The organism is Serratia sp. 1D1416 (assembly GCF_003641105.1).
Lineage (GTDB): Bacteria > Pseudomonadota > Gammaproteobacteria > Enterobacterales > Enterobacteriaceae > Serratia > Serratia ficaria.
The window spans coordinates 4,260,719-4,286,173 of record NZ_CP032738.1; the positions used below are offsets into that span (position 1 = coordinate 4,260,719).

A 25,455-nucleotide genomic window follows, 5' to 3' on the forward strand; every position below is an offset into this window, starting at 1 on the left:
CTGATATCCCTACGCCATGAGGATCTCCGCATGAGCCAGATAAACGAGCTTTACGCTCGCAATTACGATCTTCACCCGCCGGCGCTGGTGCCGGAATACAAAACCAGCGTGCTGCGTTCGCCGAAGCACGCGCTGATTTCGCTGCAGAATTCGCTGTCCGAAATCACCGGCCCGGTGTTCGGCGACCACGAGCTGGGCCCGCTGGATAACGATCTGATCCTCAACTACGCCAAGCAGGGATTGCCGATCGGCGAACGCATCATCGTGCACGGCTATGTGCGCGACGAAAACGGCCTGCCGCTGCGCAACGCGCTGGTCGAGGTGTGGCAAGCCAACGCCGGCGGCCGCTATCGGCATAAAAAGGACCGATACCTGGCGCCGATCGATCCCAACTTCGGCGGCTGCGGCCGCATGCTGACCGACGATAACGGCTACTACTTTTTTCGCACCATCAAACCCGGCCCCTATCCGTGGCGCAACCGGGTCAACGACTGGCGCCCCGCCCATATTCACTTTTCGCTGTCCGGCGACGCCTTCGCCCAGCGGCTGATCACCCAGATGTACTTCGAGGGCGATCCGCTGATCGCCGGTTGCCCGATTGTCCGCGGCATCAACAATGACGATGCGGTGCGCACGCTGATCGCCGGGCTGGACAAAACCGCCTCGGTGCAGTTGGACAGCCTGGCCTACCGTTTCGACCTGGTCTTGCGCGGCCATCGCGCCACGCTGTTCGAAAACCGCCTGCAGGGGAACCCATGATGCCTTCATCGTATTTGCCGGAAACGCCGTCGCAGACCGCCGGGCCCTATGTGCACATCGGCCTGGCGCCGCACGCCGCCGGCTTCGACATCTTCGAAAACAACTTCAGCCACGTATTGACCCAGCCGGAAACCCAGGGCGAGCGCATTACCCTCGAAGGCCGGGTGTTCGACGGCAGCGGCACGCCGATCCGCGACGTGCTGCTGGAGATTTGGCAGGCCAACGCCCACGGGCGCTACCGCCATCCCGGCGATCTGCAGCGGGAGAAACCGTTGGATCCGGCGTTTCGCGGCTGGGGGCGCAGCTGCTCTGATTTCGACAGCGGCCTGTATCGCTTCGACACCGTCAAACCGGGCGCGGTGTGCGGGCGCGACGGCCGCCCGATGGCGCCGCACGTCAATCTGTGGATCGTGGCGCGCGGCATCAATCTCGGGCTGCATACCCGCGTCTATTTCGCCGACGAGGCGCAGGCCAACCAACGGGATCCGGTGCTGAACCTGATCGAACTGGAGGTGCGCCGCCAGACGTTGATCGCTCAGCGCGAGCGGCGCGGCGACGAGGTGGTTTATCGCTTCGATATTTACATTCAGGGCGATCGGGAAACCGTGTTCTTCGACCTCTGAGCCCGGGCGCCGCGGCGGCCGCCGATATTGAAAATCTGCGGCCGCCGTCACTTGTCGGCGGCGGGAAAAACTCCCTACACTGGGGTATGAAAAAAGCCAATCTGTTTATCCAGCGCATGCGTTTGCGCCATATCAACGGCTTTGTCGCCGTGGCGCAGGAGCGTTCGCTGAGCCGCGCCGCCGACAAACTGAATCTGAGCCAGCCGGCGCTGTCGAAAACCCTCAGCGAGCTGGAGGCCCTGACCGGCAACCTGCTGTTGGTACGCCATCGGCAAGGCACGCAGCTGACCGAACAGGGCGAACAGTTTCTGGGGTACGCCACCCGGGTGCTGGAGGCGCTGGCCGCCGCCGGCCATGCGCTGGAGCGGTTCGACGAGGCGCCCGCCCGGGCGCTGCGCATCGGCGCCCTGCCCACCGCCGCGTTGGGCATGCTGCCGCAGGCCATCGGCCAATACCAGCAGGCCCATCCGCATGCGCGCATTCAGGTGATCACCGCAAAAAACGACGAGCTGCTGGCGCAGCTGAAGGCCGGAGAGCTGGAGGTGGCCATCGGCCGCATGGCCGAGCCGGCGATGATGAGCGGCATCGCCTTCGAACTGTTGCTGTTGGAGTCACTGCTGCTGGTCACCCGCCCCGGCCACCCGTTGTTGAGCGAAACCGTAACCCTGGAGCGGGCGCTGAGCTACCCGGCGATCCTGTCGCCCAAGGGCACGGTGCCGCGCCATAACACCGAAAACCTGCTGTCCTCGCGGGGGTTCAGCCTGCCCGGCCAGTATGTCGAGACCCTGTCGGCCTCACTGGCGCGCCAGATGACGCTGCAGTTCGACTACCTGTGGTTTGTGCCCTCCAGCGCGGTGAAGGACGATATCGCCGGCGGGCAGCTGATCCCGCTGCCGCTGGCGACCCAGGGCATGGAGGAAGCGGTGGGGATCCTGACGCGCAACGACGGCGAACACAGCGACGCGGTGCTGGCCTTTATCGCCAGCGTGCGGCGCATCGCCGGGGCAACCCGTCACGGCTGATCCGCTGGGCGATCGCATTCGGCAAAGACCTCCGCCGCCAGATGAAAGGCCGCATTGGCCGCCGGCAGCCCGCAGTACAGGGCGCTCTGCATCAACACTTCCTTGATTTCCTCGCGGGTGACGCCGTTGTTGAACGCCGCCTTCAGGTGCATGCGCAGCTCCGCCTCGCGGTTGAGGGCGATCAGCATGGCGATGGTGATCAGGCTGCGGGTATGGCGCTCCAGCCCGGGCCGGGTCCAGATTTCGCCCCAGGCGTAACGGCTGATAAAATCCTGAAACTCTTCGTTGAGCGGGGTCAGGCGGCTGAGGCTGCGGTCGACGTGGTCGTCGCCCAACACCGCCCTGCGCACCTCGATGCCCTGTTGATAACGCTGTTCGTCATTCATGCCTTTCTGCTCCCGGTAGGCTCGGGGATGCCTGAGTCAGCACCCGCTGGGTAAAGATCTGCGCGCTGCCGAGGTAGCGCTGCGGATCCAGTAAATCGGTGAGCTGTTGCTCGGTGAAATGCCGGCGAGCGAGCGGGTCTTCCAGCAGCACCGCCAGCAACGGGCGCTGCTGCGCCAGCGCCTGACGGCACTGGCGTTCGATGTGCTGATGAGCCGGCAGCCGGCCGATGGCCTCTCCCAGCGCCATGGTGACCGCTTCGGCCATCACCAGCCCGCCGGTTAACCTGAGGTTATGCTGCATCGCGGCGGGGAATACCTGCAGCCCGGCGACCAGATCGGCGGCAAGATGCAGCGCGCCGGCGGAAAGCGTCACCAACTCCGGCAGGCTTTCCCATTCGGCGTGCCAGCCGCCCAATCCGCGCTCATGCTCCTGCACCATGGCGGCGTACAGCCCGCCGATCAGCGCCGGAGCGCGGTTGGCGGCGGAGAGGATCACCGCGCAGGCCACCGGGTTGCGCTTATGCGGCATGGTGGAAGAGCCGCCGCGGCCTGGCGTCGCCGGCTCGGCCAATTCCGCCACTTCATTTTGCATCAGCAGCGACACGTCGCGCGCCAGCTTGCCCAGGGTGCCGCTCAAGCCGGCGTACCAGCCGGCGATTTCCAGCAGCCGATCGCGCTGGCCGTGCCAGGGCGCATCCGCCGCCGTCAGCTGCAGCCGGGCGGCCAACGCGCTGACCAGCTCGCCGCCGCGCTCGCCCAGCGACGCCAGGGTGCCGGCGGCGCCGCCCAACTGCAGCGCCAGCACCCGGCCTGACATTTCTTCCAGCCGCTGCCGATAGCGCAACAGCGCGTCCAGCGTGCCGGCCAGCTTCAGCCCCAGGGTGGTGGGCAAGGCATGCTGCATCCAGGTGCGGCCGATCATCAGGCTGTGCCGATGCGCGGTGATTTGCCGCACCAACGCCGCCGCCAGCCGGTCAAGATCCTGGCGGGTCAACGCCAACGCCTGGCGCAGCTGCAGCATCAGGCCGGTGTCGATCGCGTCCTGGCTGGTGGCGCCCCAATGCACAAAACCCGCGGCGTCGGCGTCGCGCTCCGCCACCACCGCGGTCAGCTGCTTCACCAGCGGGATCGCCAGGTTGCCGGCCTGCGCCGCCGCCTGCGCCAACGCCGCGGCATCGAGCAGATCGCTGCGGCAGCACGCGGCAATCTGGCGCGCGGCGCCGGGGGGGATAATGCCCAGCTCCGCCTGCGCGGCGGCCAGCGCGGCTTCGAAGTCCAGCATGCCCTGCAGCGTGGCGGCGTCGCTAAAACAGCCGCTTACGGCAGAAGATCGCAACAGCGGCGTCAGTAATTCCATAGGTCCTCCGGCGAATGGGCGATTTTTCGATGATGGCGCGCCGCCCAAGGCAGCGTCAACTTCGATAAACGCTACCTTGGGCGATAATCGAAACATTGCCGATATTTTTTCCCTACATCAGCGGAAACGGCGCGCCGACGTAGTTTTCCGCCAGCATCGTCATGGCGCTGCGCGATTTCACCGTATATTGCAGTTCGGAGAGCTGCAGCCGGTGCTGGAACGGGCTGCTGTCCCGGCGGGTATGCAGCATGTTGGTCATCCACCAGGAGAAATGCTCGGCGCGCCACACCCGCTGCAGCGCCCGATCGCTGTAGTCGTCCAACCGGCGCCAGCTGCGGCGGCGATAGAGGCTCTCCAGCGCCTGGGCCAGCAGGCAAACGTCGGCCATCGCCAGGTTCAGCCCTTTGGCGCCGGTCGGCGGCACGATATGCGCCGCGTCGCCCGCCAGCAGCAAGCGCTTGCAGCGCATCGGCTCGGTGACGAAGCTGCGCATGCCCACCACGTTTTTCTGGAAAATGCGCCCCTGTTTCAACGACCAGCCGTCGTGATTTTCCAGCCGGGTGGCCAGCTCGTGCCAGATGCGGTCGTCCGACCATTGCTCGACCCGTTCCGCCGGATCGCATTGGAAATACATGCGCTGCACGCCGGTTGAACGGGTGCTGATCAACGCAAAACCGCGCGCGTGGCGGGCATAGATCAGCTCATCGCTGGATGGCGGCGCCTCAACCAGAATGCCGAACCAGCCGAAAGGATAAACCCGGGTATAGTCCTGGCGCAGGCCGCCGGGCATCGCCGCCCGGCTGATGCCGTGAAAGCCGTCGCAGCCGATGACGAAATCGCAGTCGATCCGCTGCGCCGCGCCGTCAATTCGGTAATGCACCTGCGGGCGGTCGCTATCCAACGCCCGCAGCGCTACCTGCTCCACCCCGAAATAAAGCTGCCCCTGAGCCGCCAGGCGGGCGGCGATCAGGTCTTTCAGCACCTCGTGCTGCGCATAGACGGTGATGGCGCGGTCGGTCAGTTCGGTCAGGTCGATGCGGTGCTGCCGGCCGTCAAACGCCAGCCGGATGCCCTGATGCCGGGCGCCCTCGCGCCGCATGCGCTCGCCGAGGCCGGTCTGGTCAAGCAGATCGACGGTGCCCTGTTCCAGCACGCCGGCGCGGATGGTCGACTCCACCGCCTGGCGGCTGCGCGTTTCCAGCACCACCGATTCAATCCCCTGCAGGTGCAGCAGGTGGGACAACATGAGCCCGGCCGGGCCGGCGCCGATAATCGCAACCTGTGTGCGCATTGCCATCTCCTTATAACGCTTTATTGAACGAGCCCGGCAGCGCCGAAGCCCGGGTGGAAAAATGCTTGACCATCAGCGCCAGCGCGGCGACCAGCGCCGGGATCGCCAGCAGGGTGAAAATGGTGCTGAACGACAGCTGCATCTGCATCAGCACCCCGCCGCTCATGGCGCCGAGGATGCCGCCGAAGCGCCCGAGGCCGAGCATCCAGGCGACGCCGGTCGCTCGGCCCTGGGTCGGGTAAAATCCGGCGGCCAGCGCCGGCATGGAGGATTGCGCGCCGTTCATGCAGGTGCCGGCGATAAACACCGTCGCCGCCATCAGCAGCGGATGGCTGTAGACGTAGCCGATGGCGCACACGAAGGCGCCGGTCAGCAGATACCCCACCGCCACCACCTTGTGCGGATCCATCCGGTCCATCAGCCAGCCGATAATCAGCACGCCGATGCCGCCGCCCAGCGGGAACAAGGCGGTAATCAGCGATGCCTGGCGAATGGAGGCGCCGGTTTCGCGGATCAGCAGCGGCAGCCAGCTGGTGAGCAGGTAAAAGATCATCAGACCCATAAAATAGGTCAGGCACAGCATCAGCGTGCCCAGCAGATAGCGGCGGGAGAAGATCACGCCCAGCGCCGATCGGGCCTTGACCTGGCCGCTTTCAGTGAGCGTGAAGCGCACCGGCTGGCCGAGATTGAGCGGCGCAATGCGCCGCAACACGGCGGCGATGCGCTCGGCCGGGTAGCCGCGCACCACCATAAAGCGCGCAGACTCCGGCAGCGCCGCGATCAGCACCAGCGCCAGCAGCAGCGGCATCACCCCGCCCAGCACCATCACGCTCTGCCAGCCGAAGTGCGGGATCAGCCAGGCGGAAACGAAACCGCCCATCGAGGAGCCCAGCGGAAAACCGCAAAACATCAGATTCACCAGCAGCGCGCGCCGCCGCTGCGGCGCATATTCCGCCATCAGGGTGGCGGCGTTCGGCATCGCCGCGCCCAGCCCGAGACCGGTCAGGAAGCGCAGCAGCGTCAGGGCCGAGAGCGAGGTGGCGAAGGCGGTCAACAGGCTGAAGCCGCCGAACAGCGCCAGCGACAGCACCAGCACCTTTTTGCGGCCGATGCGATCCGCCAGCGGGCCGGCGCTCAACGCCCCCACCGCCAGCCCCACCAGGGCCGCGCTCATCACCGGGCCCAGCGCGGTTTTTTCTATTCCCCAGTCCTGCACCAGCGACGTGGCGATAAAGCCGATGATGGCGGTGTCGAAACCATCCAGCGCGACGGTGAGAAAGCACAGCGCCAAAATCAGCCATTGATAGCGGGAGAACGGGTGGTCGTCGATGAACGACTGAATTTCTACGTTGTGTTGAGACATAGCACGCTTCCTGGGTTGGCACGGCGTGGTGGGAACGGCCGGCGATAGCCCGGCGGGGCCATCGCATACTGTGCGATTATCGGAACATGGTTCGTTAATCGACTGACCCGATCAAAGCATTGCCGCCAAAAAGTTTCAATATTGTTAAATTAATAACCGTGCGATAACCGAACGAAAAAGCGCAGAGATTTGTTAAAGTTATTTTTTATCAGCGCAATAGGAGATTTTGGCGGGGAATTCAGGGTGTATTTTCTGTGAGTCAATTAACACTGCCGATACATTTACGCATGGCGTCAGGACCGGCCGTTGGCCGGCCCCGCTGCCTTATGCGCCCTTGGCCGCCCCAACGCCCACCGGGCGGGCCTGGCGGTCGTATCCCCACAGTCCCTTGATAAAAACGGCGCCGGCGGTGATCAGCGCCGGAACGGCGAGGATGGCGAAGATTTGCTCAAACCCCCAGCCCAGCGCCAGCATTTGCGCCCCGGCGAAAGCGCTGAGAATGGCGCCGATGCGCCCGACGCCGTGCATCCAGCTGGAGCCGGTGGCGCGCGCCTCGGTGGGATAATAGCGGGCGGACAGCGCATTCATGCCGGTGTTGGCGCCGTTGAGGCAAAAGCCGCAGGCCAGCGCCAGTGCGCCGAGCAGCCAGCCGCTGTGTGCGGCGAGCCCGATGGCCAGCGTCAGGCAGGCCCCAAGCACATAGATCACGCCCAGCGCACGGTGCGGATTGGTGCGGTCCATCAACCAGCCGGCAAACAGCGAGCCGAAAGTGCCGCCCGCCTGATACAGCGCGGTGATCACCGCCGCCTGCGCCACGCTCAGGCCGATGCCCTTGACCAGCGTCGGCAACCAGCTGCCCAGCAGATACACCAGAAACAGCGCCATAAAATAGCTCAGCCACAGCATCAGGCTGCCGAACAGATATTGACGCGAGACCACAATCTGCACCGCGCCTTTGCCGGGCGCCGCCGCCGGCGGCAAGGTATAGCGGGTGTCGGCGCGGGTGCTGCCCGGCGCCAGCCTCTCGACGATTTTGCCGATGCGCGCGGCGCTGGCGCGCTTGCTGACCAGAAACCTCACCGACTCCGGCAGCCGGGCCAGCAGCAACGGCACGCTCAGCAGAGGCAACACGCCGCCGAGGATCAACAGCGCGTGCCACCCCCACTGCGGAATGATCCACGACGCGGCGAAACCGCCCAGCGCGGCGCCGAAGGTGAAGCCGCAAAACACCAGGGTGATGATGAACGAGCGTTTCTTTTCCGGCGCGTATTCCGAGATCAGCGTGCCGACGTTCAGCATCGCCGCCCCCAGCCCCAGGCCGGTCATAAAGCGAAAGAACGCCATCTGCTCGACGTTGTGCGACAGCGCGGTGAACAGCGTCCACAGGCCAAAGAAAAATACGCTGTTGATGATGATCATCCTGCGCCCCAGCCAATCCGCCAGCGGCCCGGCCAACAGCGCGCCGATCGCCAAACCGACCAGCGCGGCGCTGATCACCATGCCCAGTTGGGCGCTGCTCAGGCCCCACCCGCTCTTCAGCTCCGGCGCGATAAACCCCATCAGCGTAATGTCGAAACCGTCCAGCGCGATAACCCAAAAACCCAGCAAAACGATCAGTTTTTGATAGCCGCCCAGCGGGCGATCGTTAATCAGCGAGCGAACGTCAATTTCATTGGCAGCCACAATACGCATTCTCCTCCATAGATTTGAGCGGTCCTGCAAGATGCGCGACTATCATGAGTCATCAGGCGAGTCGGCAACGGGGGTCTACTATAATCGAGTTGCCAATCGAACCCACCGGTACGTTTTATTTCATGGAAAAATAGTGACTCCGGCGGGATAGGTAATATAAAACGCTGCATTAAAGCGCATAGCCGCGGTACGTGACGGGAAAGTTCGTCCATAACCGGCGGAAAATAACGTTTCAGGAGCCCGTAATGACCGAGACTTCTTCACCGGAAAGCGCTGAGGGCCTGCCGGTATCCGCCGTCAGCGGCGATCCTTTCAAAGGCGATCCCAACTTTATGGCCTCGCTGGCGCGCGGGCTGGAGGTGATCCAGGCGTTTACCCCACAGCGGCGCCTGATGTCGATCTCGCAGATCAGCCAAAAGACCGGCATTCCGCGCGCGGCGGTGCGCCGCTGCCTGTATACGCTCAACAAGCTGGGGTTCGTCTACGCGCAGGACGGCAAGAATTTTGAGCTGCGGCCGCGCATTCTGGCGCTGGCGCACGCTTACCTGGGCTCCACGCCGTTGGCCAAAACCACCCAGCCGGTACTGAAGCACATCAGCCAGGTGCTGAACGAGTCCTGCTCCATCGCCACGCTGGACGGCGACAATATCTTGTATATCGCCCGCGCCTCCAGCGAACGCATCATGACCATCGATCTGAACATCGGCAGCCGCCTGCCGGCGTTCGCCACCTCGATGGGCCGCGTGCTGCTGAGCCATTTGCCGCCTGAGAAACGCGAGGATTACCTCCAGCGCCTGACGCTGGTGCGCTATACCCGACACACCGTCGGTTCGATCGAAAAGCTGCGCGAAGAGCTGGGGCGGGTGCGGGCGCAGGGCTACGCCATCAACGATCAGGAGCTGGAAATCGGCCTGCGCTCGATAGCGGTGCCGATCGCCGACGCCAACGGCGGCGTCGCCGCGGCGCTGAACGTCGGCGTGCAGGCGGGACAGGTCCCGGTCAGCGAACTGACCGGGCGCATTCTGCCCATCCTGCGGGAAAGCGCGCAGGAGCTGTCACTGCTGGCTCACTGAGTGGCGCGCGCGGCGGCGAGGTATTTCGCCATCTCCGCCTCCGGCACCATGCCGCCGCCGGTCGCCCATACCAGATGGGTCGCCTGCGCCATGCGTTCTGCGCTCAGCCCGCGTTCGCGCAACCAGGCATGATCGGCCGCCAGCCGCCAGGGGCCCGCCATGCCGGCCAGCGCCGAAGGCTCCAGCCGGATGCCTTCCTGCCGATCCAACAGCCCCAGCAGCGCGAACATCTCGCCGTCGTCGAGAGTGTAAAAGGCGCTGAGCAGGCGCTCCATCGCCCGGCCGACGAAACCGGAGGCGCGGCCGACCGCCAGCCCGTCCGCCGCGGTGTGGTTATCGATGCCGAGATCCTGCACCGCGATGCCGTCATGCAGCCCGCTGTAAACGCCGAGCAGCATGCAGGGCGAGTGCGTCGGCTCGGCGAAGATGCAGTGGACGTGATCGCCGAACGCCAGTTTCAGCCCAAAGGCCACGCCGCCCGGCCCGCCGCCCACGCCGCACGGCAAATAGACGAACAGCGGGTGTTGCGCATCCACCCGAATGCCCTGCAGGTCGAACTGCCGCTTCAGCCGGCCACCGGCCACCGCATAGCCGAGAAACAGGGTTCGCGAGTTTTCATCGTCGATAAAGAAACAGCGCGGATCGTCCGCCGCCTGCCGCCGCCCCTGCTCGACGGCCACGCCATAATCTTCGGCGTATTCCACCACCGTTACGCCGTTGTCGCGCAGCTGTTGCTTTTTCCATTCGCGGGCGTCCGCCGACATGTGCACGCTGACGTCAAAGCCCAGCCGGGCGCTGATGATACCGATCGACAACCCCAGGTTGCCGGTGGAGCCGACGGCGATGCGATACCGGCTGAAAAACTCGCGCAACGGCGCCGAAAACAGCGTGGCGTAGTCGTCGGTCAAGGTCAGCAGCCCGGCCTCCAGCGCCAGCTTTTCCGCATGCGCCAACACTTCATAAATGCCGCCGCGCGCCTTGATGGAGCCGGAGATCGGCAGGTGGCTGTCCTTCTTCAGCCACAGGCGGCCGCGCAGCGCCAGGCCGTAACGCAGATCCAGCGCCTGTTGCATGGCGGGAATGGCGACCAGCGGCGATTCGATCATCCCATTGGCGGCCCGCGTCTCTGGAAACGCCGCACTCAGGTAAGGGGCGAAACGCGCCAGGCGCCGCTCCGCGTCGGCCACATCCTTCGCGCTCAGCCCGACGTAGGGCAGCCCGGCCTGCAGCGTGGTCGCGCGCGGGTTGAACCAGGTAACGGGCTGCAGCGCCGCCATTTGCTGCAGCAGCGGGTGCCGCGCCACCAGTTGCTGAATCTCGGTTTCTTGCATCGGGTTTCCCTGTCGTGAGTGCCGGTGCGCAATAACATGCCGTTAACGCCGCCGGCTGACAAATGATAAAAACTAAGCTTAACATGCAGCAGATTGATGCAAGCGCCGGCAACCCGTCAGGACAGGCCGCCAAACAGCATGCCGACGCCGGAAGCCACCGCCATCGCCAGCGCGCTCCAGATCAGGATGCGCGCGATACCGGGCAGCACCGGGGCGCCGCCGGTTTTGGCGGCGACGCCGCCGAGAATGCCCAGCGAAATCAGGGCGGACAGCACGATCGCCGGCCGGGCGTAAAGCGCGGGCGCCAGCAGCGTCACCAGCAGGGGCAGCAACGCGCCGACGGAAAAACTCAGGGCCGAAGCCAGCGCGGCCTGCAGCGGCCGGGCGCGGGTGATGGCGGAAATCCCCAGCTCATCGCGGGCGTGCGCCGCCAGGGCGTCGTGCGCCATCAGCTTTTCGGCCACCTGCCTGGCCAGCGCCGGATCCAACCCGCGGTGCACGTAGATCGCCGTCAATTCGCGCGACTCGCCCGGGTAATCGCTGAGCAGCTCCGATTGCTCTTCCGCCAGCGCGGCCTTTTCGGTATCCGCCTGCGAAGACACGGAGACATACTCGCCGGTGGCCATCGACATCGCGCCCGCCACCAACCCGGCGATGCCGGCGATGGTCAGCGCGGCGTGCGACGCATTGGCCGCCGCCACGCCGAGCAATAAGCTGGCCGTCGAGACAATCCCGTCGTTGGCGCCGAGCACCGCAGCCCGAAGCCAGCCTATGCGCGCCATGCTGTGCCGCTCTTTATGCATCGGTTCCCTTCCCTCGCGGCATGGGCGCCGTTACCCGCGCGCCGCCGCTTCCAGCCCGGCGATGTCGATTTTCACCATCTGCAGCATCGCTTCGGTGACTCGCCTGACTCTGGCGTCGTCGCTATCGTTCATCAGCTCGGTCAACCGCTTGGGGATAATCTGCCAGTACAGCCCCCAGCGGTCGCGCAGCCAGCCGCATTGTTCTATCTTGCCGCCTTCGCTCAGCCCGGCCCACAGCCGATCGATTTCCGCCTGATCGTCGCATTCAACCATCACCGAGAAACTGTGGTTGAACGGCTCCATCTGGCCGGCCTCAAACGCCGCATAGCGCTGATCGCCGAGCGTGAACGACGCCATTTTAACGCTGCCGGACGGGCCGCTCGGCGTATCCGCCAGCAGCACCGAGCGCCAGGTCACCGATGAACCGGGGATCAGAGAGACATACAGGTTCAACGCCCCGTCCATGTCCTTTTCGAACCACAGATGTTGGGTAATTTTGGTCATCGGATCCCCCCGCTATTCGTCGAGTATCGGCGCAAAGCCGCCGAAGATCATCCGCTTCCCGTCGAACGGCATCTGCTCGCCAAAGGCTTTCATGCGCGGATCGTTCATCATCTTTTGGTTAGCGGCGTCGCGCACCGCTTTGGAGGGATACTCAATCCAGCTGAACACCACCACTTCCCCGGCTTCGGCCTTCACCGCGCCGCGAAAGTCGGTGAGTTTGCCGTCGGGCACGTCGTCGCCCCAACACTCCACCACGCGCGTGGCGCCGAACTCCTTGAACAGCGGCGCGGCGGCCGCGGCCAGCTGATGGTACGCCTCCTTATTGGCGGCCGGTACCGCCACGACAAAACCGTCTACATAGCTCATCTTCAGGTTCCTCTTGTCCGAGAAAGACCGTCGGTCAGGCGCCGGCGAGATGCCGATGCCCCTTACCATTTTAGACGTCGTGGCCGAGGCGCGCCGGGGGGGATTAGATGTCGCTGTAAATCAAGGGGAAGGATTCCGGCGTGGCGACCTGGTTGCGGCCGGCGTTTTTCGCCTTGTACACCGCCGATTACCATCGGCTGATCCGGAAGTTTACCCGCATTCCGGACCAGCCGGTGATCCTGTCGCATTAACCCGGCGATGGCTGGCCGGGCTTATGCCCGGTACACCCGCGCCTCGAAAGGCCGCAGCCGCTGCGGCTCGCCGCCCTGCGGATAGTTGCCCAACCGCGGCCGCCAGCGCGCCAATGCCAGCCGATGCGGATCGACCTGCAGCTCCTGCGCGCTGAGGTTGCACAGCACCAGCCACCGTTGGTCGTTCAGGCTGCGGGTGTAGGCGTAGATATGCGGGTGCTCGGCCAGCTGCAGCTGATAGCGGCCATACACCAGCGCCGGCGTGGCCTTGCGCAGCCGGATCAGCGCCCGGTAGAAGTTGAACACCGAGTCGGCTTCGTCAAGCTGGCGCGCCGCGTTGATTGTCCGGTAATTCGGGTTGACGGCAAACCAGGGCTGCGCGCGGCTGAAACCGGCGTGCGGTCCGTCGCTCCACTGCATCGGCGTGCGCGCGTTATCGCGCCCGCTGCGGCTGAGAAACGCCAGGATCTGCGCCTCGTCCATGCCCCGCTCACGCAGCTGCGCCGCACGATTGCGCGCCGCCACGTCGTCGAAGTCGTTCAGACCGGCGAAGCGGGTGTTGGTCATGCCCAGCTCCTGCCCCTGATAGATAAAAGGGGTGCCCTGCATCAGAAAATACAGCGCGGCGATGGCGGTGGCGCTTTCCCGCCAGTAGCGCCCGTCGTCGCCCCATGCGGATACCACGCGCGGAATGTCATGGTTTTCGACGTACAGCGCGTTCCAGCCCTTGCCCTCCAGCAGCGTTTGCCAGCGGGTGAAGATGTGTTTCAGCCCCATCACGTCCAGCCCGGCGCCCGGCGAACGTCGGTGCCCGGTTTCCCACAGCTTGACGTGTTCGAACTGGAAAATCATGTTCAGCCGGCCGTGCCGTTCGCCCACCCAGTCCTCGCCCTGCTCCGCCGAGGCGCCGTTCATCTCGCCGACCGTCATGATGTCGTAGCGGTTAAACACCTGTCGGCACATGTCATCGACGTAATCCAGCAGGCCCGGGTAGTTGAGGTGGCGCTCGAACGACGGCACATGGCGCAATCCCTGCGGGTTGGGCAGGTCGCTCAGGCCCGGCTGTTTTTTCATATGGCAGATGGCGTCGATGCGAAAGCCGTCGATGCCCTTGTCCAGCCACCAGCGCATCATGTCGTACAGCGCCGCGCGCACCTCGGGGTTTTCCCAGTTGAGATCCGGCTGGCGTTCGGAGAACAGGTGCAGGAAATACTGCTCGCTGCCGGGGTGGTATTTCCAGGCCGAGCCGTTGAAGATGCTTTCCCAGTTGTTGGGTTCGGCGCCGTTTTTGCCGTCGCGCCAGATATACCAGTCGCGTTTGGCGCTGGATTTCGACGATCGGGATTCGATAAACCACGGATGTTCGTCCGAGGTGTGATTCACCACCAGATCCAGGATCAACCGCATGCCGCGGGCGTGCGTCTCGGCCAGCAGGCGGTCAAAATCCGCCATGCTGCCGAACTCCGTCATGATCGCCTGGTAGTCGCTGATGTCGTAGCCGTTATCGTCATTGGGCGATCGGTACATCGGGCAGATCCAAAGCACGTCGACGCCCAGCCGCTGCAGATAATCCAGCCGGTCGGCAATGCCGTTCAGATCGCCGATGCCATCGCCGTTGGAGTCCATAAAGCTGCGCGGGTAGATCTGATAGACCACCGCCTCTTTCCACCATCGCGCCGTTTCGCCGCTCATCGTGCGCTTGCCTCCGTTAATGCGTCTGTGACGATGCCAGAATGCGCGGGAAAGCCCGCCCCTGACGATCGAACAGGTAGCAGCAATCCACCGGCAGGCGCACCCCCAGCGGATCGCCGGCCCGAATGACCGAACGCTCCGGCTGCCGCACCACCCAGGGTTCGCCGGCGTTGCCGTTGTCCAGATACAGATAGGTTTCGTTGCCCATATGCTCGACGAACATCACCTCCCCCTGATATTCGCACTGCCCGGGATCGCCGCCGCGGATATGCTCCGGGCGAATGCCGACGTTGACGCTCTGGCCTTCGGCCGCCGCCGGGGTGGCGATCGGCAGCAGCAACGCCTTGCCGTTGTCCAACTCCACCACGCTTTGCCGCTCGCCGGCGCGGAGCAGAATGGCCGGGATCAGGTTCATCTTCGGCGAGCCGATAAACTGGGCGACGAATTCGTTGGCCGGCCGATCGTACAGCTCCAGCGGCGTGCCCACCTGTTCGATATGCCCTTTGTTGAGCACCACGATGCGGTCGGCCAGCGTCATCGCCTCTACCTGATCGTGGGTGACGTAAACGATGGTCGATCCCAGCCGCTGGTGCAGCGCCGCCACCTCCATGCGCATCTGCACCCGCAGCGACGCATCGAGGTTGGACAGCGGCTCGTCGAACAGAAACAGCTTGGGTTCGCGCACGATGGCGCGGCCAATCGCCACCCGCTGCCGCTGGCCGCCGGACAAATCTTTCGGCCGACGCGTCAGCAGCGGCTCCAGCTGCAGCGCCCGCGCGCATTCACGCACCCGCCGATCGATATCCGCCTTCGCATGGCCCGCCAGCTCCAGGGCAAACGCCATGTTCTGATAAACGCTCATGTGCGGGTACAGCGCATAGGATTGGAACACCATGCCGATGCCGCGTTCCGCCGGGGTATCGTCATTGACGTAGTTGCCGTCGATATACATGCCGCCGCCGCTGATTTCCTCCAGCCCGGCGATCATCCGCAGCAGCGTCGACTTGCCGCAGCCGGAAGGCCCGACGATCACCACGAACTCGCCGCTGTTGATCTGCAGATCCAGCGACCTTATCACCTCGGCATGAGCGCCGTAGCGTTTTTGCAGTTTTTCCAGCGTTAATTGCGCCATATCCCCTCCGAATTGACGATGATTCATCCCAGGCGGGGCGCAAGACGCCCCGCCGCGCGGCTTATTTCAGATAGTCGAGCCACGGGCTCTGGCGCGAAATCATCACGTCGACCAGCTCCGGAATAGCGCGGCATTTATCGTTGACCGAATCCACCAGCAGCGCCTGGATCACCAGATCGCGCGAGCCCTCCAGCACCGCGTCGGCGGTCAGATCGTGAATGGCGATCTGGTTGCTCAGCAGCCCGCCGATGCCGGCCGGCATATCGACCCTGATGCCGTGCACGCCCCGCTTGTCGACGGTCGCCGGCACCTCGACGGCGATGAATTCCGGCAGCTGCTTGATAAAGCCGCGGTTCGGAATATTGACCGCCGACTCTTCATAGCCGGAATCGCCGAGGATCCCTTCCATGATCGGCACCACCCGCTCCTTCAGCTTCAGTTCGATCTTCGGCTGCACCTGCCCCAGGTAGTTGCGGTAGAAGGTGTAGAAATCGAGGATGCCGCGATGGTCGCTGACTTCGCTGGCCCAGCGGATGTATTCGCCGAAGTGGCTGTCGCCGGTGATTGGCAGGTGATGGAACTTCTCCAGGATCTCTTTGAACAGCGTGCGGTCCGCCCAGGGATAGGCGCTATCCTTGCCGCCCAGCGCATCGCGCTCGGTGCTGCCTTCGGTCTCCAGCAGTTTGCCGTGGTTGCGGGTGTAGGTCAGGATGTCGCTGTAGCCAGGCAAACGGGAGAAATAGTCCGGCGCTTTGGCGCGCACGTCGCCGTAGGCGTCCTTGCCGCTGTCTTTGTAACGCGCTTCAAGCAGCACGCTGAAGTGGTTAAGGCCGCCCGCGCGCAGGTTCAGATTCTCGAACGACGTGCCGAGCATTTCCGGCAGATAGCGTTCCAGCGAGGCGATTTCGTGGCACATGCCGACAAAGTTCAGCTGTGGGAAGCGGCGATGCACGGTGGTGCAGATGCGGCTCATCGGGTTGGAATAGTTGAACACCCAGGCATCCGGGCAAATGTCGGCCACGTCGGCGCAGATGTCGAGGATCGGCGGGATGATGCGCAGCGAGTGGAACAGGCCGCCTGGGCCGCCGTTCTCGCCATAGACCTGCTGAATGCCGTACTGCTGCGGGATCTGCCAGTCGAGGTCCCACAGCGCGAAACGGTCGCCCACTTCGATGGAAATGATGACGAATTCCGCGCCGCGCAGCGCGGTTGGCCGATCGGTGGTGGCGCTGACGGTAAACGGCAGATCCTCCGCCGCCAGGAATTCACGGGCGGTTTTTTCGGTTACCGCCAGCGCGGCCGGGTTGATGTCGTGCAGCACGATTTCGCTGCCGTACAGCGTCTTGCTCTGGAAGATGTCGCCCAGCGTGCCGTAACCGAACTGCGCGCTGCCCGCCCCCACTAAAACGATTTTTGTAGCCATTGCCTGTCTCCTGCTTGTGGTTAATCGAAAATCAGCCTTTAACGGCGCCATGGGTTAATCCGCTGACGATGCGCCGCTGGAAAATCAGCACCAGCGCAATGATCGGCAGCGTGACGATCACCGAGGCCGCCATGATGGTGCCCCAGGGAAGTTCAAACTGAGAGGCGCCCTGCAGCATGCCGATCGCCACCGGCACGGTGCGTTTGCCGCTGGAAATGACGAACGTCAGGGCGAACATGAATTCATTCCAGGCGCCGATAAACGCCAGCAGCCCGGTGGTCACCAGCGACGGCCCCATGATCGGCGCGAAGATGCGGCTGATGATGGTCCAGGTGCCGGCGCCGTCGACGATCGCCGCCTCTTCCAGCTCGACCGGGATCGACTTCATAAAGGTGGTCAGCACCCAGACGGTGAACGGCAGCGAAAAGGTGGTGTAAGACAGCACCAGCGCGCCGAGCGAGTCATACAGCCCCATAAAGCGCACCAGTTCGAACATCCCCGACAGCACCGCCACCTGCGGGAACATCGATACGCACAGGATGGTGAACAGCAGGTATTTGCGGCCGCGAAAGCCGATGCGCGCCAGGGCGAAAGCCGCGGTGATCGACACCAGCAGGCACAGCCCGACCGTCAGCGTGGCGACCGCTATCGAATTAAGCAGGCTGCGGGCGATGCCGTTGTCCATCAGCGCCGTAACGTAGTTGCCCCAATGCAGGCCGCTGGGCAGATAGGCCACCTGGAACAGGTCCTGCCCCGAACGCAGCGAGGTGATCAGCGCGTAGTAGAACGGGAACAGGCAGATGACGCCGGCCAGCGCGGCGCCGGCGAAAATCAGCGACCGCTGGCCGAATTTTTGCTGCCGTCGGTTCAGTTTCATGATCTCTTCTCCTTGTCGTTCAGGCGGCCCAGCATCAGGAAACAGGCGGCGATGCCGGCCACCATCATGAACACCAGCACCGAGGCGGCGGAGCCGGAGCCCATTTCCTGATAGCTCACCAGGCGATCGCGGGCATAGCCGGACACCGAGACCGTGGCCTCGCTGTTGGAGGTCAGCACGTAAATCAGGTCGAACACCCGCAGCGCGTCCATCACCCGGAAAATCAACGCGACGATCATCGCCGGCATGATCAGCGGCAGCGTGATGCGGCGGAAACGCTGCCAGGCGTTGGCGCCATCCACCCGTGCCGCTTCATACAGGTCGCCGGGGATCAATTGCAGCGCGGCCAGCAGCATCAGCGCCATAAAGGGCGTGGTTTTCCAGACGTCGGCGATCACCACCGCCCACATCGACAGCCCGGGCTCCGCCACCCAGGCCAGCGGCGCGCTGATGATGCCGGTTTTCAGCAGCAAATCGTTCACCACGCCGTACTGATCGTGGAACATCCAGCCCCACATCTTGGCGGACACGATGGTCGGTATCGCCCAGGGCACCAGAATGGCGGTGCGCACCAGCCCCTGGCCGCGAAACTTCTGGTTCATCAGCAGCGCCAGCAGCATGCCGAACACCAGCTCCAGCGAGACCGACATCAGGCTGAAGCGCAGCGTGTTGCCGACCGCCAGCCACCACAGCGGATCGGCCAATACGCCGTAACGCCGGCCACCGTCGGCCAGATCCAGATAATTGGCCAGGCCGACGAAGCGGTAGTCGTCCGGCGCATCGAGCATGGCGTCGGTAAAGCTGTAGAACAGCGTGCGCAGCAGCGGCCAGCCCGCCGCCGCCGCCAGCAACAGCATCGCCGGCGCCACCAGCAGCCAGGCGATGCGGCTGCGGCGCTGCCGGTGATTGAGCTTGCCGCGCTTCGCCGAGCGCGCCGCGTCCTGGCTCGGCGTCGCCGCCAGGGATAGGGACTGCGTTTCTTGCTTCATGCATCGGACTCCGAACCGTTAATGGGGGATTGTCACTGCCTTCAGCGCCATCCTCTGGCCTTGATGCGTTCTAAACGCTGCTGGAGATCCGCCACCGCAGTGACGCCGTCACTGTCGCCGCGCAGCACGTTGTAGGTGGCGTTGTAGATAGCCTTGGAGACCTGCGCGTATTGCCGCTTGGTCTGGGTGGCCGGACGCGGCATCGCCTGCGTGAAAATGCCCTTGAAGTCCGCCAGATACGGCGCCTGCGCCAGCACCTGCGGATCGTCGTACAGCGCGACGCGCGACGGCGCCCAGCCCATCAGCGCCAGCGCCTTTTTTTGCGATTCGGCGTCGCTGACGATCTTCAGCAGCGCGATCGCCGCCTGCGGATTTTTGGTGTAGGCGCTGATGGCCCACTGCCAGCCGCCCAGCGCGCTGACCGAGGCGCCGTCGGCCCCTTTAGGCAGCGGCATCACGCCCACCTTGCCTTTGATCGCGCTGCTGTTGTCCTGCGCCAGCACGTAGGCGTAAGGCCAGTTGCGCATAAACAGCGCATCGCCATTCTGGAACAACGCGCGCGACTCCTCCTCCATGTAGCCCAGCGCGCCGCGCGGGGCTATCTTGCCGATCCAGCCGGCGGCCATGTCCAGCGCCCGGGCCGCCTGCGGGTTGTTAACGGTGACGTTGCCGGCGGCGTCGATAAAGCCGCCGCCGTTCTGCGAGGCCACCCACTCCAGCGCGTTGCAGGTCAGCCCTTCATAAGACTTGCCCTGAAATACCAGCCCCCAAAAATTTTTGCGGCCCGCCTGGCGCTCCTGCTGCTGAATGCGGGTGGCGATGCGGGTCAGATCGGCCCAGGTGACCGGCGGCCGTTCGCCGTACTTTTCCAGCAGGTCCTTGCGGTAATAGAGCGCGCCGGTATCCAGGTAGGCCGGCACCGCCTTGACGCGGCCATTGACCACGTTGTTTTGCCAGGCGGCGGGGAAAAAGTCCTGGCGAATGTCGCCAACCCGGTCGGTCAAATCCAGCAGGTGCTTGTTCAGCACGCCGATCCACACGGTATCGGCCTGAAACAGATCGATGGCGCCGGCATCCTTGGCCGCGAACAGCTGCTGGAACAGCGACAGCTTTTCGTCCGAGGCGCGCGGCAGATCGATAAACTCCAGGGTATGCCCGGTCTGGGCCTCGAAGCGCTGCTTGACGTCGTTGCAGAACTGGCGCCCTTCCTTGCTGGGCGCGCACTCCATGCGCAGCGTATCGGCCAGCGCCTGGCCGGACGTCAGCGCCAGCGCGGCGGCAACCAGATTCGGGATGATTCTTCTCATGGCTTCCTCTCAGGTGGCGGCGGGCAGCGCCGGCATAGGAGCAAGCTATCGAAGCGGGGTCATTGGCGGAAATTGTTTTTCACCGCTACGATATAGAAACTTTCTATATCACCAGCGGAAAATATGATCGTGGACAAAATTCTGCGGCAGTTTATCGAAGTGGCAATGTTCAAAAATGTGAGTCATGCGGCAAACAAGCTGTGCCTGAGCCAGCCGACGCTGACCCACAACATGAAAAAGCTGGAAGAGACGCTGGGGGTGCAGCTGCTGGAACGCACGTCGACCGGGGTAAACACCACCGAGTACGGCGATCTGCTGCTGGAGCAGGCGCAGATGATGCAGCGCATTTACGACAACACGCTGCTCAAGCTGGCGTTCATCAAGGCGCGCCAGGAACAGAGCCTGCGCATGGGCACCGGCCACGCCTGGTGGTACATGTTCGTGCGCGACAGCTTCAACGCTTACCGCAGGCTGCACCCGACGGTGAATATTCATATCGATCTGGGCAACCATCTGCGGTTGATGGACCTGCTGCTGGGGGGCGACATCGATCTGTTTATCGGCCACGAGATCCAGGGGCTTAACCCCAAGGCGGGCATCAGCTTCCTGCCGCTGTTCGGCACCACCGACAGCATGTTCGTACGCCGCGGGCATCCGCTGCTCGACCGGGTGGTGACGCCGGATGCGCTGCTGGACTATCCCTGCGTGGAGCTGACGCCGGATGAGACCCGCTATCAGCACATGGTGGAAGACATGCAGCCGAAACGGCTGGCGCGCAATCGCCTGCACCTGGCGGAACGGGTGATCTGTTCCACCAACTCGATGATGTCGGCGGTGGATATGGTCAACGATTCCGACGCGGTGATGCTGGCCTACCCCAGCTGCATGGCGGGGTATTTTGCCGATTACGGCATCGTGCCGCTGCAAATGAACCAGGAAAGCCCGCGCTGCACCGTCGGCATCTACCTGATGCGTGAAAAGGCGGATGCGCCCCATGTGGTGCAAATGCAGGAATTAATGCGCCAGCACCTGGAGCAGATCCGCCCGCTGTTGCGCTAGATAACCGTATCGACCCGCCCGCGCGCGCCGCTAAAATTTGATTGGCAAATAATATTATTAACCAATCAAATAATTCAAACCTACCGAATTCCGCTGTGTAAAGCGTCATTATTTATTTGTGGTTTTTTTATTCGTTGTCTATAAATTATTTTACCGAATATATGGCGGATAGAAATAATCCTATGAGTGAAAATAATCATGAACCGCAATTTGATTCATTGGCGCCCCTGTATGAGGACATGGCCAACTGGCCATTTCGCAAGGAAATAGAAATACCTGCGGTATTAACGCGGCTGGGTGACCTTTGCGGATTGCGCATTTTGGATTTCGGCTGCGGTTCCGGCCATTACTCGCGATTGCTGAAGGCGAAAGGCGCTGAACGGGTGGTCGGTTATGACGTCGCCGGCGGCATGCTGCATTACGCTCTCGAGCGTGAAGCGCAGGAGCGGCGAGGCATCGAATACGCCAGCGATCTCCGCGGGTTCGAGTCGCAGTTTGATCTGGTGCTCGGCGTCTATGTCTTGCCCTATGCGGCAACGCGCGCGCAGCTGAGCGCCATGGTTCGCAGCATGGTCGCCTTGCTGCGCCCGGGGGGCCGCCTGCTCACGCTGCCGCTGAACCCGGCCTACGCGCCGCAGGCCGACTACTATGCGCCCTATGGCTTCCGGCTGACCACCGCGACGCCGCATCAGGAAGGCAGCGAAGTTCACCTGCACCTGCCGGTTGGCGATCGGCATGTCGATATCACCGCCTGGTACTGGTCGCGTGAGACCCTGACGCGCACCCTGCAACAATCCGGGCTGTCCGAGATCCAATGGCATGCGCCCCACCCGCCAAACCCGGCGAGCGCCTCGCCATCGCTGGATGCCTATCTTCAGCGACCGCACACCATGCTGGTGGACAGTTATTATCATGGAAGCCATTAGCGTTTAATAGACTCACCCATAATGCAATTCCATTATATCTAAATATTTATATTTGATCGATTTTATCGCCTATACCCCAGGGGATGTTGTTATCGCAATAATCACGGGGGATAAATGGAAATAAAGATTGAAGTATTCTCATCGCTTAATCAGCTATCTGAATCCGAATATTGCCAATTTCACCATCATCGTAATGGGACTTTGTTTTATGACTGGCGTTTTCTCATTGCCGCGGAGCAATCGCCTTTATTAACAGTCAGAAAGACTTTTTACCTGACTGCCCGCAGCCATGGCCAGTTGATGGCGGTGCTGCCGGTGTACCTGCAGGATTTGAGCGTGGTCGATCCGTTCCAGATATTGGCGGAAAACGCCGGCCTGCACAATCGCGGCGCGGACTACGGGCTTTTCAGCCACATCATGCATTGCTTCGACAGCACCATCCCCAGCCGCCAGGCTTCGCTGGCGTTGCACGACGCGCTGTTCAGCCGCCTGCGCGAATTGGCCGTTGCGCAGGGCGCCAGCTATTTTGGCCTGCTGAACGTGCAGGACCCCTTTCTGCTGCAGCACGCCGGCGCGCTGGGGCTAAACGTCAACTTCATGCTGGATCGCTGGTACGCCGAGCTGACCGAGTACCGCGATTTTGACCACTTTATCGAGAAATTGCCCTACGACGGGCGCAATGAAATGCGGCGACAGCTGCGCAAATTCGACGCCGGCAAGGCGACGCTGTCGATGCTGGCGCCGCCTTTCGATCGGCGGCTGGAGCAGCTCGCCGAACTCTGCCAGCAAACCACCGCGCGCCATGGAACGCCCCATTATTTTCCCTCGGCCCCGCTGGCCCGCTTTAGCCGCCTGTGCGGCGACCTGATCCGGCTGAATCTTATCGAGCTGGAGGGCGAGCTGGTTGCCGGCATGGTGTGCTTCCAGCAGCAGGATACGCTGCATCTGTGGTCCGCCGGCATGCGTTACGATCGCATTGATTTCAGCCCCTATACGCTCGCCTTCGCCAACGCGTATCGCTACGCGTTTGACCGGGGATTGGCGCGGCTCGAGGCCGGCCGGCTCAACGCCAAGATCAAAACCCGTTTGGGGCTGCAGCCCGAGCGTTTGTATACCGTGACCAGCGAACGGCTCGATGCCCCGGCTTTCCGCCTTTAACCCTGCCTTACAGGAGCTGTGTATGACAGATAACACCTGTTGCGCCGATGATCATCGGCGTTTTGTTCACCAGCTGTCGGGCCGCGTGCGCTCACGCTACCACGCGGAATATGCCGGATGGCTGCGACAATCCGCCTGGAACCAGCGCGACTTTGGCCGAGCGCCGGAAATGATCGTGCGCGCCCAGTCCGCTGAAGACGTTGCGGAAACCCTGCGTTTCGCCGGCCGGCACCGGCACGCCGTCAGCGTGCGCGCCGGCGGGCACAGCTACGGCGGCTGTTTCCTGCGCAGCAACGGCATTCTCTTGGATATTTCCGCGTTGAATGAGCTTGAGGTCGATCCCGAGGCCGCCCGCGTGCGCATCGGGCCGGGCGTCACCGCCCGTGAGCTGAGCGCTGCCCTGATGCCCCATGGGCTGGCCTTTCCCACCGGCCACGGCGGCAACGTGGCGCTCAGCGGATTTCTGCTGGGCGGCGGCATGGGGATCAACTCCGCCGCCTGGGGCGGCATGAGCGTTTTCAACATTGAAGCGCTGGACCTGATCACCGCCGACGGGCAGCTGCGTCGCGTCAGTCGCCATGAGGAGCCGGACCTGTTTTGGGCGGCGCGCGGCGCCGGTCCCGCCGCGTTTTTTGTGGTGGTGAGCTTTTACCTCAAATGCCATCCGCTGCCGCGGGCCATCGCCAACCATCTTTACCAACTGCCGTACGGCCAACTGGGCCCGCTGCTGGAAGCGATCGACGGGCGCGCCTGGGACGCTCGCCTGCAGATAATGGTGGCGCTCACGCCGCCGCAGCCCGGCCAGCCGCACAATATCATCTTGAACACCCTCGCCTTCACCGACAGCGAGGAGGAAAGCGCCGCTCTCCAGCGGGAATTTATTCAGCAGCTGCCCCGCAGCGCCGTCACGCCGCTGCTTGAAAATCCGCACGGCGGCTTTGAGGAGATTTTTCAACAGGGAGAAGGCATGCTGATAAACCGCCGTTTTCGCAGCGATAACATCATCACCAACGCCATACATCAGGTTAAAGGGGTGCTGGATGAATTATTGCCGCAGCAGCCCTCGCCAAACGGCATCACGCTGCTGGTGTGGCGCGGTGAGCAGCATTTCCCCGATGCGGCCTATTCCGTCACCGGGCGATTCTTCGTGTCGACCTATCTGCAATGGAACGACGCCGGCAGCGATGAACAGCATCGCCGCTGGCTGCACAAACTCTATGATCAACTGCAGCCGCTTTCCTGCGGCTGCTATATCAACGAGTTCGATCTCGAGGCGCGTTCCGGCCAGATCCAGCGCTGTTTCGCACCCGAGAACTGGCGGCGCCTCGGCCAACTGCGCCTGGACCATGATCCGCACGGGGTGTTCGCCGACGTTCGGCTGCTGCAGCGCGAGTCATAACGGCGCCGCGTTCGGTGCGGGATTATTTCTCACCGCTCAACGCGATCAGCGCCTGATACAGCGGCCGGGCGTTGCCCGGCCCCACCACCAGCTGATACTCGGTGGTGCGCTGCGGTGTTTCCACCTCCAGCACCGCCTTGATGCCGCCCACCCGCGCCATTTCCTGGCGATCCAGTCGCCCGCCGTCGCGCAGCTCCGCCCTGACGCGGCTGGCGCAGTAGCGCAGCCGCGTCAGGTTGTCCGCGCCGCCGAACGCCGCCAGCACCCTTGCCGCCTGCGGTTGCTCTTCCATCTTGTCGCCTCCTGAAAACCGGTTAATACGCCGCTGCAGCATAGGGCCGCGCAATCCCGTTGTGAAATTGATTTCAACGCGCCGGATATAGACCCGGTCTATACCGCACGCCGCGGCGGTGCCGCCGCCTTTCAGCGCATATACTTAACGGAGTTATCACACCGGAGGAGAGTGAAATGAAAGCGATGATCCCCGTGCTGTTGACGTTGCTGCTTTCCGGCTGTATCGGCGGCAGAGGCGGGCCGCAAGACGTGCCGCCGCCGCCGCCGACCAACGATCCGCATACCTGCACCAATTCCGCCGCCAGCGCCAACAGCGACTGTTCGCAATCGGTGGTGCCGTCGATGCACTAGAGAAACACATCGGGCCGCAGAGTGCGG

25 protein-coding genes are annotated in these 25,455 nt (G+C 63.4%); 9 read left to right on the top strand and 16 right to left on the bottom strand.

Annotated features, from left to right (window positions below; all coding sequences use genetic code 11):
• The first annotated feature begins 30 nt into the window (after nt 1-30).
• From pcaH to D7I37_RS20590, 3 genes are all read left to right on the top strand, one after another.
• The gene (gene pcaH, locus D7I37_RS20580) at nt 31-759 is read left to right on the top strand and encodes a protocatechuate 3,4-dioxygenase subunit beta (RefSeq protein WP_061795247.1); all 729 of its coding nucleotides are present in this window, start codon (nt 31-33) and stop codon (nt 757-759) included.
• Nucleotides 759-1,382, top strand: a complete 624-nt coding sequence (gene pcaG, locus D7I37_RS20585) for a protocatechuate 3,4-dioxygenase subunit alpha (protein ID WP_174524331.1) — start codon at nt 759-761, stop codon at nt 1,380-1,382. Before pcaH ends, pcaG begins: the two co-directional genes overlap by 1 nt.
• An 86-nt stretch (nt 1,383-1,468) precedes the next feature.
• On the top strand, nt 1,469-2,404 hold the full coding sequence (locus tag D7I37_RS20590) for a LysR substrate-binding domain-containing protein (RefSeq protein WP_061795245.1): 936 nt from the start codon (nt 1,469-1,471) through the stop codon (nt 2,402-2,404).
• Here the strand turns inward: D7I37_RS20590 and pcaC are convergent.
• From pcaC to D7I37_RS20615, 5 genes are all read right to left on the bottom strand, one after another.
• The gene (gene pcaC, locus D7I37_RS20595) at nt 2,395-2,790 is read right to left on the bottom strand and encodes a 4-carboxymuconolactone decarboxylase (protein WP_061795244.1); all 396 of its coding nucleotides are present in this window, start codon (nt 2,788-2,790) and stop codon (nt 2,395-2,397) included. The genes D7I37_RS20590 and pcaC overlap by 10 nt on opposite strands.
• Nucleotides 2,783-4,147: a 3-carboxy-cis,cis-muconate cycloisomerase gene (locus D7I37_RS20600; protein WP_129544264.1), complete on the bottom strand. Its 1,365-nt coding sequence runs from the start codon at nt 4,145-4,147 to the stop codon at nt 2,783-2,785. The genes pcaC and D7I37_RS20600 overlap by 8 nt, the downstream gene beginning before the upstream one ends.
• Nucleotides 4,148-4,259: 112 nt before the next feature.
• Nucleotides 4,260-5,438 (bottom strand): 4-hydroxybenzoate 3-monooxygenase, encoded by a 1,179-nt coding sequence (locus tag D7I37_RS20605; RefSeq protein ID WP_061795234.1) that lies wholly within the window; start codon nt 5,436-5,438, stop codon nt 4,260-4,262.
• 10 nt (nt 5,439-5,448) lie between these two features.
• Nucleotides 5,449-6,801, bottom strand: a complete 1,353-nt coding sequence (locus D7I37_RS20610; RefSeq protein WP_129544265.1) for an aromatic acid/H+ symport family MFS transporter — start codon at nt 6,799-6,801, stop codon at nt 5,449-5,451.
• A 324-nt stretch (nt 6,802-7,125) separates the two neighbouring features.
• Nucleotides 7,126-8,487 carry an MFS transporter gene (locus D7I37_RS20615; RefSeq protein WP_371415265.1) on the bottom strand — a complete coding sequence of 454 codons (1,362 nt, stop codon included), beginning with the start codon at nt 8,485-8,487 and terminating at the stop codon, nt 7,126-7,128.
• Nucleotides 8,488-8,738: 251 nt separating this feature from the next.
• Here D7I37_RS20615 and D7I37_RS20620 point away from each other — a divergent pair, with 251 nt between their 5' ends.
• Nucleotides 8,739-9,566: an IclR family transcriptional regulator C-terminal domain-containing protein gene (locus D7I37_RS20620; RefSeq protein WP_061795231.1), complete on the top strand. Its 828-nt coding sequence runs from the start codon at nt 8,739-8,741 to the stop codon at nt 9,564-9,566.
• Here D7I37_RS20620 and D7I37_RS20625 read toward each other — a convergent pair.
• The 10 genes from D7I37_RS20625 to D7I37_RS20670 all read right to left on the bottom strand — a co-directional run bounded on the left by D7I37_RS20625 (nt 9,560) and on the right by D7I37_RS20670 (nt 20,241).
• Nucleotides 9,560-10,897, bottom strand: a complete 1,338-nt coding sequence (locus D7I37_RS20625) for a D-serine ammonia-lyase (RefSeq protein WP_129544267.1) — start codon at nt 10,895-10,897, stop codon at nt 9,560-9,562. The two genes, D7I37_RS20620 and D7I37_RS20625, sit on opposite strands and share 7 nt — an antisense overlap.
• 116 nt (nt 10,898-11,013) lie before the next feature.
• Nucleotides 11,014-11,700 (bottom strand): VIT family protein, encoded by a 687-nt coding sequence (locus D7I37_RS20630; RefSeq protein ID WP_129544268.1) that lies wholly within the window; start codon nt 11,698-11,700, stop codon nt 11,014-11,016.
• 30 nt (nt 11,701-11,730) lie between these two features.
• Nucleotides 11,731-12,204 (bottom strand): VOC family protein, encoded by a 474-nt coding sequence (locus D7I37_RS20635; protein ID WP_061795228.1) that lies wholly within the window; start codon nt 12,202-12,204, stop codon nt 11,731-11,733.
• A 12-nt stretch (nt 12,205-12,216) separates the two neighbouring features.
• On the bottom strand, nt 12,217-12,570 hold the full coding sequence (locus D7I37_RS20640; protein ID WP_061795227.1) for a DUF1428 domain-containing protein: 354 nt from the start codon (nt 12,568-12,570) through the stop codon (nt 12,217-12,219).
• Nucleotides 12,571-12,842: 272 nt separating this feature from the next.
• The gene (locus D7I37_RS20645; RefSeq protein WP_061795224.1) at nt 12,843-14,513 is read right to left on the bottom strand and encodes an alpha-glucosidase; all 1,671 of its coding nucleotides are present in this window, start codon (nt 14,511-14,513) and stop codon (nt 12,843-12,845) included.
• Nucleotides 14,514-14,529: 16 nt separating this feature from the next.
• Entirely contained in the window at nt 14,530-15,645 is a 1,116-nt protein-coding gene (locus tag D7I37_RS20650) for an ABC transporter ATP-binding protein (RefSeq protein WP_129544269.1), read from the bottom strand.
• A gap of 61 nt (nt 15,646-15,706) precedes the next feature.
• Nucleotides 15,707-17,068, bottom strand: coding sequence for an alpha-glucosidase (locus D7I37_RS20655; protein WP_129544270.1), 1,362 nt, complete (start codon nt 17,066-17,068; stop codon nt 15,707-15,709).
• A 31-nt stretch (nt 17,069-17,099) separates the two neighbouring features.
• Nucleotides 17,100-17,945 (bottom strand): carbohydrate ABC transporter permease, encoded by an 846-nt coding sequence (locus tag D7I37_RS20660; protein ID WP_129544271.1) that lies wholly within the window; start codon nt 17,943-17,945, stop codon nt 17,100-17,102.
• Nucleotides 17,942-18,934 carry a carbohydrate ABC transporter permease gene (locus tag D7I37_RS20665; RefSeq protein ID WP_061795220.1) on the bottom strand — a complete coding sequence of 331 codons (993 nt, stop codon included), beginning with the start codon at nt 18,932-18,934 and terminating at the stop codon, nt 17,942-17,944. Before D7I37_RS20665 ends, D7I37_RS20660 begins: the two co-directional genes overlap by 4 nt.
• 41 nt (nt 18,935-18,975) lie before the next feature.
• Nucleotides 18,976-20,241: an ABC transporter substrate-binding protein gene (locus D7I37_RS20670; protein ID WP_095097656.1), complete on the bottom strand. Its 1,266-nt coding sequence runs from the start codon at nt 20,239-20,241 to the stop codon at nt 18,976-18,978.
• A gap of 123 nt (nt 20,242-20,364) precedes the next feature.
• Between D7I37_RS20670 and D7I37_RS20675 the strand changes: the two genes are divergently transcribed.
• The 4 genes from D7I37_RS20675 (at nt 20,365) to D7I37_RS20690 (ending at nt 24,783) form a co-directional block, all read left to right on the top strand.
• Nucleotides 20,365-21,300: a LysR family transcriptional regulator gene (locus D7I37_RS20675; RefSeq protein WP_061795218.1), complete on the top strand. Its 936-nt coding sequence runs from the start codon at nt 20,365-20,367 to the stop codon at nt 21,298-21,300.
• Between the two features lie 182 nt (nt 21,301-21,482).
• Nucleotides 21,483-22,226, top strand: a complete 744-nt coding sequence (locus tag D7I37_RS20680) for a bifunctional 2-polyprenyl-6-hydroxyphenol methylase/3-demethylubiquinol 3-O-methyltransferase UbiG (RefSeq protein ID WP_129544272.1) — start codon at nt 21,483-21,485, stop codon at nt 22,224-22,226.
• A 300-nt stretch (nt 22,227-22,526) separates the two neighbouring features.
• On the top strand, nt 22,527-23,384 hold the full coding sequence (locus tag D7I37_RS20685; protein WP_061795216.1) for a GNAT family N-acetyltransferase: 858 nt from the start codon (nt 22,527-22,529) through the stop codon (nt 23,382-23,384).
• Between the two features lie 22 nt (nt 23,385-23,406).
• Nucleotides 23,407-24,783, top strand: a complete 1,377-nt coding sequence (locus D7I37_RS20690) for an FAD-binding oxidoreductase (RefSeq protein ID WP_165283115.1) — start codon at nt 23,407-23,409, stop codon at nt 24,781-24,783.
• A 22-nt stretch (nt 24,784-24,805) separates the two neighbouring features.
• Here D7I37_RS20690 and D7I37_RS20695 read toward each other — a convergent pair whose 3' ends face one another.
• On the bottom strand, nt 24,806-25,075 hold the full coding sequence (locus D7I37_RS20695; protein WP_129544275.1) for a PTS transporter subunit EIIB: 270 nt from the start codon (nt 25,073-25,075) through the stop codon (nt 24,806-24,808).
• 176 nt (nt 25,076-25,251) lie between these two features.
• Here D7I37_RS20695 and D7I37_RS27095 point away from each other — a divergent pair, with 176 nt between their 5' ends.
• Complete coding sequence (locus D7I37_RS27095) at nt 25,252-25,428, top strand: hypothetical protein (RefSeq protein ID WP_165283116.1); 177 nt, start codon at nt 25,252-25,254, stop codon at nt 25,426-25,428.
• Nucleotides 25,429-25,455: the final 27 nt, after the last annotated feature.

Bases quoted from the DNA above. Each gene is read 5' to 3' on its own strand.
- pcaH (WP_061795247.1), top strand. From the start codon at position 31: ATGAGCCAGATAAACGAGCTTTACGCTCGCAATTACGATCTTCACCCG.
- pcaG (WP_174524331.1), top strand. From the start codon at position 759: ATGCCTTCATCGTATTTGCCGGAAACGCCGTCGCAGACCGCCGGGCCC.
- D7I37_RS20590 (WP_061795245.1), top strand. From the start codon at position 1,469: ATGAAAAAAGCCAATCTGTTTATCCAGCGCATGCGTTTGCGCCATATC.
- pcaC (WP_061795244.1), bottom strand. From the start codon at position 2,790: ATGAATGACGAACAGCGTTATCAACAGGGCATCGAGGTGCGCAGGGCG.
- D7I37_RS20600 (WP_129544264.1), bottom strand. From the start codon at position 4,147: ATGGAATTACTGACGCCGCTGTTGCGATCTTCTGCCGTAAGCGGCTGT.
- D7I37_RS20605 (WP_061795234.1), bottom strand. From the start codon at position 5,438: ATGCGCACACAGGTTGCGATTATCGGCGCCGGCCCGGCCGGGCTCATG.
- D7I37_RS20610 (WP_129544265.1), bottom strand. From the start codon at position 6,801: ATGTCTCAACACAACGTAGAAATTCAGTCGTTCATCGACGACCACCCG.
- D7I37_RS20620 (WP_061795231.1), top strand. From the start codon at position 8,739: ATGACCGAGACTTCTTCACCGGAAAGCGCTGAGGGCCTGCCGGTATCC.
- D7I37_RS20625 (WP_129544267.1), bottom strand. From the start codon at position 10,897: ATGCAAGAAACCGAGATTCAGCAACTGGTGGCGCGGCACCCGCTGCTG.
- D7I37_RS20630 (WP_129544268.1), bottom strand. From the start codon at position 11,700: ATGCATAAAGAGCGGCACAGCATGGCGCGCATAGGCTGGCTTCGGGCT.
- D7I37_RS20635 (WP_061795228.1), bottom strand. From the start codon at position 12,204: ATGACCAAAATTACCCAACATCTGTGGTTCGAAAAGGACATGGACGGG.
- D7I37_RS20640 (WP_061795227.1), bottom strand. From the start codon at position 12,570: ATGAGCTATGTAGACGGTTTTGTCGTGGCGGTACCGGCCGCCAATAAG.
- D7I37_RS20645 (WP_061795224.1), bottom strand. From the start codon at position 14,513: ATGAGCGGCGAAACGGCGCGATGGTGGAAAGAGGCGGTGGTCTATCAG.
- D7I37_RS20650 (WP_129544269.1), bottom strand. From the start codon at position 15,645: ATGGCGCAATTAACGCTGGAAAAACTGCAAAAACGCTACGGCGCTCAT.
- D7I37_RS20655 (WP_129544270.1), bottom strand. From the start codon at position 17,068: ATGGCTACAAAAATCGTTTTAGTGGGGGCGGGCAGCGCGCAGTTCGGT.
- D7I37_RS20660 (WP_129544271.1), bottom strand. From the start codon at position 17,945: ATGAAACTGAACCGACGGCAGCAAAAATTCGGCCAGCGGTCGCTGATT.
- D7I37_RS20665 (WP_061795220.1), bottom strand. From the start codon at position 18,934: ATGAAGCAAGAAACGCAGTCCCTATCCCTGGCGGCGACGCCGAGCCAG.
- D7I37_RS20670 (WP_095097656.1), bottom strand. From the start codon at position 20,241: ATGAGAAGAATCATCCCGAATCTGGTTGCCGCCGCGCTGGCGCTGACG.
- D7I37_RS20675 (WP_061795218.1), top strand. From the start codon at position 20,365: ATGATCGTGGACAAAATTCTGCGGCAGTTTATCGAAGTGGCAATGTTC.
- D7I37_RS20680 (WP_129544272.1), top strand. From the start codon at position 21,483: ATGAGTGAAAATAATCATGAACCGCAATTTGATTCATTGGCGCCCCTG.
- D7I37_RS20685 (WP_061795216.1), top strand. From the start codon at position 22,527: ATGGCGGTGCTGCCGGTGTACCTGCAGGATTTGAGCGTGGTCGATCCG.
- D7I37_RS20690 (WP_165283115.1), top strand. From the start codon at position 23,407: ATGACAGATAACACCTGTTGCGCCGATGATCATCGGCGTTTTGTTCAC.
- D7I37_RS20695 (WP_129544275.1), bottom strand. From the start codon at position 25,075: ATGGAAGAGCAACCGCAGGCGGCAAGGGTGCTGGCGGCGTTCGGCGGC.
- D7I37_RS27095 (WP_165283116.1), top strand. From the start codon at position 25,252: ATGAAAGCGATGATCCCCGTGCTGTTGACGTTGCTGCTTTCCGGCTGT.